This window comes from Chryseobacterium koreense CCUG 49689, from assembly GCF_001045435.1.
GTDB lineage: Bacteria > Bacteroidota > Bacteroidia > Flavobacteriales > Weeksellaceae > Kaistella > Kaistella koreensis.
On sequence record NZ_LFNG01000064.1, the window covers coordinates 1 to 546 of the forward strand.

The window sequence follows — 546 nt, forward strand, 5'->3', positions numbered from 1 at the left end:
TTAATGCGGATAAAATGACAGAAAATGATTTGACATATGCGATTCGGAAAGCGATTTTTGCTGTATATAATTCGCTCGGCTCAGGATTATTGGAAAGTGTATATGAAAGGGCCTTGGTTATCGAACTTGAAAGTCAGGGTTTAAAAACAGAAAGTCAGTATCCCATTTCAGTTTTCTATAAAAAAATTGATTTAGGTCTCGGATTCCGTGCAGATATTTTGGTTGAAAATGAAATTATTATTGAAGTAAAATCAGTCGTTGAACTTGCTCCCATACACCATAAGCAGCTACTCAACTATTTGAAATTGACAGAACTTCATTTGGGATTGTTGGTAAATTTTAATACCGATGATATTCCAGGTAACATTGTTAGAGTAATAAACGGATATCGATAAAAAATCTGTGCAAATCCGTGAAATCTGTGTGTAATTTAGCGCACGGATTTCACAGATCTACACAGATTACTTTAATGCTATTAATGCGGATAAAATGACAGAAAATGATTTGACATATGCGATTCGGAAAGCGATTTTTGCTGTATATAAT

1 protein-coding gene is annotated in these 546 nt (G+C 33.7%); it reads left to right on the plus strand.

Annotation, left to right across the window (positions count from 1 at the left end; genetic code table 11):
• A partial coding sequence (locus tag ACM44_RS14800) for a GxxExxY protein (protein ID WP_316932561.1) occupies window positions 1–395 on the plus strand: 395 nt, incomplete at its 5' end.
• Window positions 396–546: the final 151 nt, after the last annotated feature.